Here is a 7,011-nt window from a genome sequence, read left to right as displayed (position 1 = left end):
TTGCATACAAAAACGCTACTTACCAACGGCCTTTACGTCAGCTTTTTATTTGAGCTTTTATACTCAATTATGCCGCTTAAGTCCGTGCCATTCGGGTCATGTCATTACTTTTGTGGTGCGTCATTGACTTAGTTTTTGACGGGCTGCGCCAATGACGTAGTTTGGCTGAATGCTTTTCATCGAAACACTGATCTTTACGAAGCAAGCCAGCGGTGGGCATGGGGACGTCGAACGCGAAACGTCTAATTTTGAATGAATGGGTAAAAAAGGAGCACGACCATGGACACAGAACTATTTTAAGAACTGAAAGATTTGATCCGTCAGATGAAGGCGATTGAGGCGGGTGAGCTTGCACCGGCGCGTGTGCGTGTAGTAAACCCTGAGAACGCAGTGGCGCATGCGCGAATTAAACACGGACTGACCAGGAAGCCTTCGCGAACTTACTCGATACACCCGTTGGGACCGTTCGTGGATGGGAGCAGGGGCGTCGTCAACCGCCACCGAGCGCGAAGGTTCTGATGCGCGTCGCGACGAAGTATCCTGAGCAAGTATTGGAATGCGCGGAAGCTGCTGCTGAGTATAATCAAAAGTAGTAAGGATACTCTGCCCCCATCGTTTGTCCCTGCCGTAGCTGAAGTCGTGAGACTTTGGTCCGTTCACGTCAGGTCGTCTAAAGTTTGACGACTTCGGCTAAGTCTTTTTAAGGGAATTGCAAAGATAGCGACATGGCTCTATTCGGGTTCTTCAAGTTGAGCGACTATAAGTATAACTGAACGACCCCCTTTAGAATGTTCTGACCCCTTCAGATGTCCTCAGCCTAAACTCACAAAAAATACCAACCTCCACAGCATTAAAAGGTTGGTCTGTGGGATAGCTTCCAACTGAGCACGGGAACTATGATAGTTTCTTTGCTGGACTATATATTGGCACGATTGAACTCTCTACTGTATCCTTCATGGCGGTCACTAGTGACCGCCATGAAGGATACAGTAACAACCAAACATTAACTAAATAACGGTATATGATGCATCAACGACCGTTACCTATGTCCTGAACCCAAAATGTATACCATGTCCTGATCGCATCAAAGCGAGCCATTCATTCCAAGCTTCACTCTTCCTCCTTTTTAGCCTTAAAGCGAATAGAAACTAACCTGAACAGACTTCTACCAATGAAACGTATTCTCATCACCGGCTTCTGCTGGATCTTGATCGCTAGCGCACTGTCCCTCTTTACTGGGTGTGCTTCCACTTATACCACCCGCAGTGGCGCCATGATCACCGTTGTAGATTCTGAGGGGCAGCCAGTCGAGGGGGTCGAAGTGGTGCTTAGCTTCAAAACAAAAAACGCAATCTTGCCGACCATGCACGAAATTTACGAGCCCATGACTGTGGTCACCAATGCCCAGGGGAAAGCCACTCTCGCATCACTTAAAGCTGCGTCTCCGGATACGTCGCTCGTCGACTTCGTGTCCTATAAAACGGCGGGGATTCAGCGTATCGAGGTGAAGCTTGGTGAGCAGTTGCTTTTCGACTCCGGGCTGCGATACGGCTTATGGACGAATGATCGCACGGATGAGCTTGAATTGCGACCGAACGACTTCTGGGAACAAGAACCTAATTTTATAATAAAGCTCTCGCCGGATGCGAAGTTGCCGTGTGGATGCTGAGCACCCGTTATTAGGAAATCTGTCACCTCGAATATTTCTCGGGATTAACGACTTGTATTACTATTTTTAATACCATATATAAGCATATATGAAGACGGTTTTGTATGCCTTATTTATAGTAACTTTAATCACAAAGAGCATTGTTTATTCGCAAGGTTATTGTCCACACGGGAATTCAATGAGTTCCTCGCACTATTGTGCAACATGCCAAATGGGAATTCCTTCTCGTGGAGGATCAAGTAATAACTATTCGTCGGGTCAAGTAGACTATACTCAAGTAATGAAAGATTATCAGGTCGAGATCGATAAAGGTATCAACAACTGGAAGGAGAGCCGAAGGAAAAGTTCAAGTCCAAGCCGTGAATGGGATTATGTGGCGCCCCGCTATTCAAGTCCCCAGCCTTCCAATCCTCAATGTAATAGTTGTGGTGCCGATTGGTCTTATGGTGTGAGTCATTCTTCTTGGTGCTCCACGCAGCGTGAGTCACGTTTAGAGATACAACGCCGTTTACAAGAAGCAGAGCGACAACGAGCATTAATCGAGGAGGAGCAGCGTTTGTTGAAAGCCTTAAATGCCTTAAATTCAATTGAACGTCAGGCTTTTGCTGATCAGAATTACTTCGATGAGGAGGATTTGTCATCTCTAAACAAACCGTTTTCCGGCGACATGAGCCGATACGATGAGGGTTTTTCAATGATTCCGGAGGATGTTCAGCCTTACATTTATAAAGAGTTTTTTGGAGACCCTGGTAATGGTGATGTCCGTATTACTTTTTCAGAAAGTGGCATACCTAAAGCTTTGAGCCCAGGTCAGATCACTGATTTGCCCACCTATAAAAGACGAGAGGATGGTAATCTAGTTCGTCAAGTGCTTGGTAAACCAGTCAATGGAATCATACCGCGTCTTAAAAAATTTACTGTCGATGACACTTCGCAGGCTGCCTGGATCCAAAATCAGAAATATGGCACTGAAAAGATGAGTTTTGCTGAATTCAAAGCGAGGCAGTATCAGAATAACGCAGATGGGCGGGATCAAGCTATAGAGAATGCCCTAGAGACGATGGATCGTTTACAAAAGGAAGGTAGGATTCGTATGTCGATTACAGAGCAAAATGCAGTCGAAGCCATCATGCGAAGTCGTTTGGAGGACACTCCCTTAGACGTCCAAATGGATGCCGTGAATGCAACAAAAATTCAACTGGTTTTAGATGCTGCCAAAGCGCATACAAAACCAGTCCTAACTCCTCCAGAAGCGGAGTTGCCATCACCGCAAGAGGTTGAAGCGATTATTAATCTTAACAAATCGAGTTATGAGTAAGAGGGGGAACTACACTAAGAAAGTATTGCAGGGGCTGCCGTTCCTTTGGTTTTCCTGTATATTCTTAAGCTCATTGTTTTTTGTTAGTTGTGATGTTGGTGCGGGAGTGGCTTCTGCAGATTCTGCTCATTTAAAGAACGGGAAAACGGTAACTCTTCAAGATGGACTGCTCGTTGTAAATAGCCTCGTGGAACAAGGGCAATTTATGGAGGCATCTACTGTTCTAGAGTATTTACGAGCTGAATATCCTAATGAAGTGGGAATTAGAGAGTTAGTAGACTTAGTGGACGCAAAATTAGACCTACTGTGGGAAACTACGCTTAAGGAATTTTCTTCGGGTTTAGCGCCCGTGACAGCAGACAAGCTTTTGTGGGGGGATAAGGCGACATGGACATTGATAGAGAAACAATGGATGAAGCTTCCTGTATTGTCAGCTGAAGCGATTGCGGTAAATACTCAGCAAATCAGTTATCAGTTGGAGCAACTCTTGCAGCGAGTGCCAGACTTTTGGGAAGGGCGTTTTTTACAGGCGATTTTGGCAGTTACTTTGAATCAGGATTCTCAGGGAAGGGAGGCTTTGGCATGGATTAGCAAGTGGAATGCAGTGCAGGAACTCAAGCCAGCTTACATAGAAGCATTCAAAGCGCGTGGGTGGCTCGACGATTAGAGCAATAAAGGTTTAGGTTTAGGTTTAGAGCTGCGCGAAAATTAGTTACTTCTATCGTGTCGGGGGAATTATGAACCAGCGCACTATTTGATTACTTAAGAACGAGACCAATATTTTAAAATCGCATGAATCACATTCTAAAACTGACACTGTTTCTTTTTACCTCTGTCTTTCTTCAAAGCGCTCAGCCCACCGTAGAGCAATTTCAGAGTATCCAAGATTTGATCGAAGAAAATAAAATCGAGCAGGCTAAAGTTAAGGTGGATTCCTACCTAGAGTTTTTTCCAAACGATGCACAGTTAATTGCCATGAAGGAGGTGCTCACGGCGTTTGGGACGACCGCATTGTCAATGACCGATGTGGACGAGGTCGCTAAGCCGCAGCCGATATCTCCAGCTGATCTGGAAGAAATAAAATCGGTATTGGCACTTTTAGATGAAATGACGGGGGCCAATACATTCGAAGGAAGATACGATACGGCTTATGAGATTTACAAGCGACCTGTTCCCGATCGAGCTTACGAGCTTCATGAAGAATGGGTCAGATATTGGATAGCAAAATCAGTCGCTTGCTTAACTTTGAATCAATACGGAAAGGGGTGGGAGTATAGCCAGCATTTACTAAAGCTCGGCGCAGGTAGAATCGCGAACGATGCTGTGAAAAAAGTAATGTCTCAGTTGCAGGATAAAGGCTGGTTAAATCCCAACAAAGAGGAAGTCTATGAGCAGGCTAAAAATGAAAGACGTGAACGATTTAAAGGTGTTTGGTCGAATGAAGTAACTAAGCACTGGAGCAGTGGAGATTACAAAGGAGTCTACACAGTTAAAGAAGAGTTGAGAATAGCTTTCCCGGATGGTAAGCGCGAGGTGTCCTATTCCCAAATAATTGACTATACTACGGAATGGTGGGATGGCTCAGCGAAGCTTAAGAGCTTCATTTATACTACAATACCTGGACAATTCCATGAATCAAACAAGTCACCTGTTGCTATTGAGCTTAACAGCGTTGTAATCAATGAAGACGACCCACGAGTCATTAGACTTAAATTTACAGAGGGTGGAGTTCCTGCACAACGCGCTTTCATGCTATCAGCAGATGGTTCTTATCTATACATTCTTCGAGTATTGCCTAATGAAAAAAGAAGCGGATCTTTTTACGAAAGTTATGCCAGCTTTCATCCATATATTGGCAAAAAATACATAACTTCTTTCACTGGGACTTTTGATCGTCCGGAAATTATTCGACTAGATCGGCAATAGTTACTGGGGGCACATTCATATTAACAGCGAATCTGAAGTCTCTAGAAAATTTTTTGAAAATGACTCCAATCAATTAAATAGGGCTTCCGCGAGAAGTGAGCAAATTTATGTGCATGTAATTCATTTAATGCACAGGTTGTTCTATTTTATTAGGTTTAACTTTAGGGGAATTCTTAAATTGTATGATTTTAAGCTGTAGCCTCAGTGACCTCACCTTTGCTCGGCGTGCTAGGTGGTGCTGGAATGTTACTTTCGCGCGAGCGCTTTGAGCTTTTGCATCGCTTGTGCGGAGCCTGCTTCGGCGGCTTCGTCATACCAGGCGAAGGCGGATGCTTGATCTGCTTCGGCGGCAGCTGGATTCTGCTCGTAGTATTCCGCCACTCGCAGGCAGCTGTCGATATGTCCTTTTTCGGCGGCGATTTTGTAGAGTTCCAAGGCTTTGTGGGGATCTGTGGGGACGCCTGTGTCTTGGGCGCGCTCAGAATAGAAATATTCGGCCAGTGCGAAAGCGGCGGGAGCGCTACCTGCCTCTAGGGCTGCGGAATAGTGCTTGAAGGCGGTGGGACCGTCGCTGCCACGCCAGTATTCGCCAAGAAGGTAGTGCGCGTAATCATTTTGGCCACTATCTTCGGCATAGGCTGCAAGTCTTCCCAGCGCGTACGCTTCGCTCTGGAGCGCATCCAAGTAAATGCGCCGCATCCGGTACCGGTAAAGTTCAGCAGTGTAGTCTTCGATTGTGTTGGTCGCGATCTGATCGTTGTAGAGGGTATTTTTAGATTTGAGATCATAGACGGCCAGGTGGGTGACGGCAACCTGCATGCTGCTGCCGATTGTCCCTGCATCGTATGCAATCAGCAATATGTTCAGGTCGGGCAAGTAGATGAACTCCTGCAACTCTGGTTGGCCATTGATGCTGTTGAGCGGGATGGAAATGGGAGCTACTCCGTCTGCAGGTTGGATTTCCTTGTAGAAAAAGACACCACCTGCATCGGGTTCATTTTCATTGTAGCTGAGGTTGAAGTCGTCGGCTTGGTAGGTTTTCGCATTCAATGCGGTAGAGAGTGTATCTACGAAGGCGAGACAGGCGGCGATGGAATGTAAGAGGCGTTTCATAGATCGGATGATTGAGTCTAGGTGATTGATTGCAAGGCGCGGGTGATCGTATCGGAAAAATTCGAGCCCTTGGTATCGTGCCGTTTAGCAATTATAGAAACGGGAGTCTCTTTACAACTCCCCTTAGATGCCTTCTGGAGCGCTGCGAAATCCGAAGGGAAACAGGCATCGATTCGGACCACTTCCGAATCAATCACACTTGATCCCCCTTGGAGATACTTAAATCAACTTAGGCACGCGGGTATTTAACCGGCGTGCTTTTTCATGCGAAATATCCATAATTCATCGATTGAGTGGTAATTAAGAAATTACCACGGCAACCGTCCATAAGATAAAACCTACGACTGCAGATACCAACCAAAACGAAAAGCTTTTCAGCGGAACGAATGAGACCGTAGCGATGAATCTCAACTTCTCTCGAATTGTGGCGGAACCCTCCAGCCACTTAATTTCCAGTTCAGAAGCTTTATAGTCCTCTGTATTATCAATCTGCTCTTTGATTCTTTTCCTAGACAACGAGGAATAGACATAGAGCGCTGAAACGAAAAGGTAGGCTCCACCTGCGTAGTAGAGAAAATTTGCGGATACTTCCATATTTAGGTTTGTTATTAGGCATTGGCAGCGTCCCATTGATTGTTAAAATTTAGAGGTGGTTTCCCTGCTGCAAAGCCTGAAGGCTAAGCGACGGTAAAACAAAAAAACAAGGAAACCACCAGTGAAAAGAGATACGAACAAACCGACCGAAGAACAAGTGCAATTCCTCGACAACGCAGAGGGCAATCGGAGGGGGCGGGGCAATCGAAGGGATCGAACGCAAAATATAAAGATTGCTCCGTTTCAACTTCAATCTTCGCACACCATTAGCGATTCGGCGGTTTGGACATATTTTATGAGGCGGGGAGCTTCTTTGCGTAAGGCGCGGAAATCGCACTCGACTTGGATACCGTGCCAGAAGTCTTCTGACTGTTTGAAAAACGCCCCGAAG

The 7,011-nt window shown here is 45.7% G+C and carries 6 protein-coding genes; 4 read left to right on the top strand and 2 right to left on the bottom strand.

Annotation, left to right across the window (positions count from 1 at the left end; genetic code table 11):
• Positions 1 to 1,171: 1,171 nt before the first annotated feature.
• From QEH59_RS17930 to QEH59_RS17915, 4 genes are all read left to right on the top strand, one after another.
• The gene (locus QEH59_RS17930) at positions 1,172 to 1,669 is read left to right on the top strand and encodes an Ig-like domain-containing protein (RefSeq protein ID WP_308986762.1); all 498 of its coding nucleotides are present in this window, start codon (positions 1,172 to 1,174) and stop codon (positions 1,667 to 1,669) included.
• A 280-nt stretch (positions 1,670 to 1,949) separates the two neighbouring features.
• On the top strand, positions 1,950 to 2,987 hold the full coding sequence (locus QEH59_RS17925; protein WP_308986761.1) for a hypothetical protein: 1,038 nt from the start codon (positions 1,950 to 1,952) through the stop codon (positions 2,985 to 2,987).
• Positions 2,980 to 3,654 carry a hypothetical protein gene (locus tag QEH59_RS17920; protein WP_308986760.1) on the top strand — a complete coding sequence of 225 codons (675 nt, stop codon included), beginning with the start codon at positions 2,980 to 2,982 and terminating at the stop codon, positions 3,652 to 3,654. Before QEH59_RS17925 ends, QEH59_RS17920 begins: the two co-directional genes overlap by 8 nt.
• Before the next feature lie 125 nt (positions 3,655 to 3,779).
• Positions 3,780 to 4,913 (top strand): hypothetical protein, encoded by a 1,134-nt coding sequence (locus QEH59_RS17915; protein WP_308986759.1) that lies wholly within the window; start codon positions 3,780 to 3,782, stop codon positions 4,911 to 4,913.
• A 246-nt stretch (positions 4,914 to 5,159) separates the two neighbouring features.
• On the opposite strand, the gene QEH59_RS17910 is transcribed toward QEH59_RS17915, so the two are convergent.
• Both QEH59_RS17910 and QEH59_RS17905 read right to left on the bottom strand, forming a co-directional pair.
• The gene (locus tag QEH59_RS17910; protein WP_308986758.1) at positions 5,160 to 6,026 is read right to left on the bottom strand and encodes a tetratricopeptide repeat protein; all 867 of its coding nucleotides are present in this window, start codon (positions 6,024 to 6,026) and stop codon (positions 5,160 to 5,162) included.
• A 300-nt stretch (positions 6,027 to 6,326) separates the two neighbouring features.
• Entirely contained in the window at positions 6,327 to 6,620 is a 294-nt protein-coding gene (locus QEH59_RS17905) for a hypothetical protein (protein WP_308986757.1), read from the bottom strand.
• Positions 6,621 to 7,011 lie beyond the last annotated feature (391 nt).

The organism is Thalassobacterium sedimentorum (assembly GCF_031127905.1).
Taxonomy (GTDB): Bacteria; Verrucomicrobiota; Verrucomicrobiia; order Opitutales; family Coraliomargaritaceae; genus Thalassobacterium; species Thalassobacterium sedimentorum.
Note: the sequence above shows the minus strand (reverse complement) of the source record. Positions and strands in the feature narration are given on the sequence as shown.

Coding starts and splice junctions, on each gene's coding strand:
- QEH59_RS17930 (WP_308986762.1), top strand. CDS start 1,172: ATGAAACGTATTCTCATCACCGGCTTCTGCTGGATCTTGATCGCTAGC.
- QEH59_RS17925 (WP_308986761.1), top strand. CDS start 1,950: ATGAAAGATTATCAGGTCGAGATCGATAAAGGTATCAACAACTGGAAG.
- QEH59_RS17920 (WP_308986760.1), top strand. CDS start 2,980: ATGAGTAAGAGGGGGAACTACACTAAGAAAGTATTGCAGGGGCTGCCG.
- QEH59_RS17915 (WP_308986759.1), top strand. CDS start 3,780: ATGAATCACATTCTAAAACTGACACTGTTTCTTTTTACCTCTGTCTTT.
- QEH59_RS17910 (WP_308986758.1), bottom strand. CDS start 6,026: ATGAAACGCCTCTTACATTCCATCGCCGCCTGTCTCGCCTTCGTAGAT.
- QEH59_RS17905 (WP_308986757.1), bottom strand. CDS start 6,620: ATGGAAGTATCCGCAAATTTTCTCTACTACGCAGGTGGAGCCTACCTT.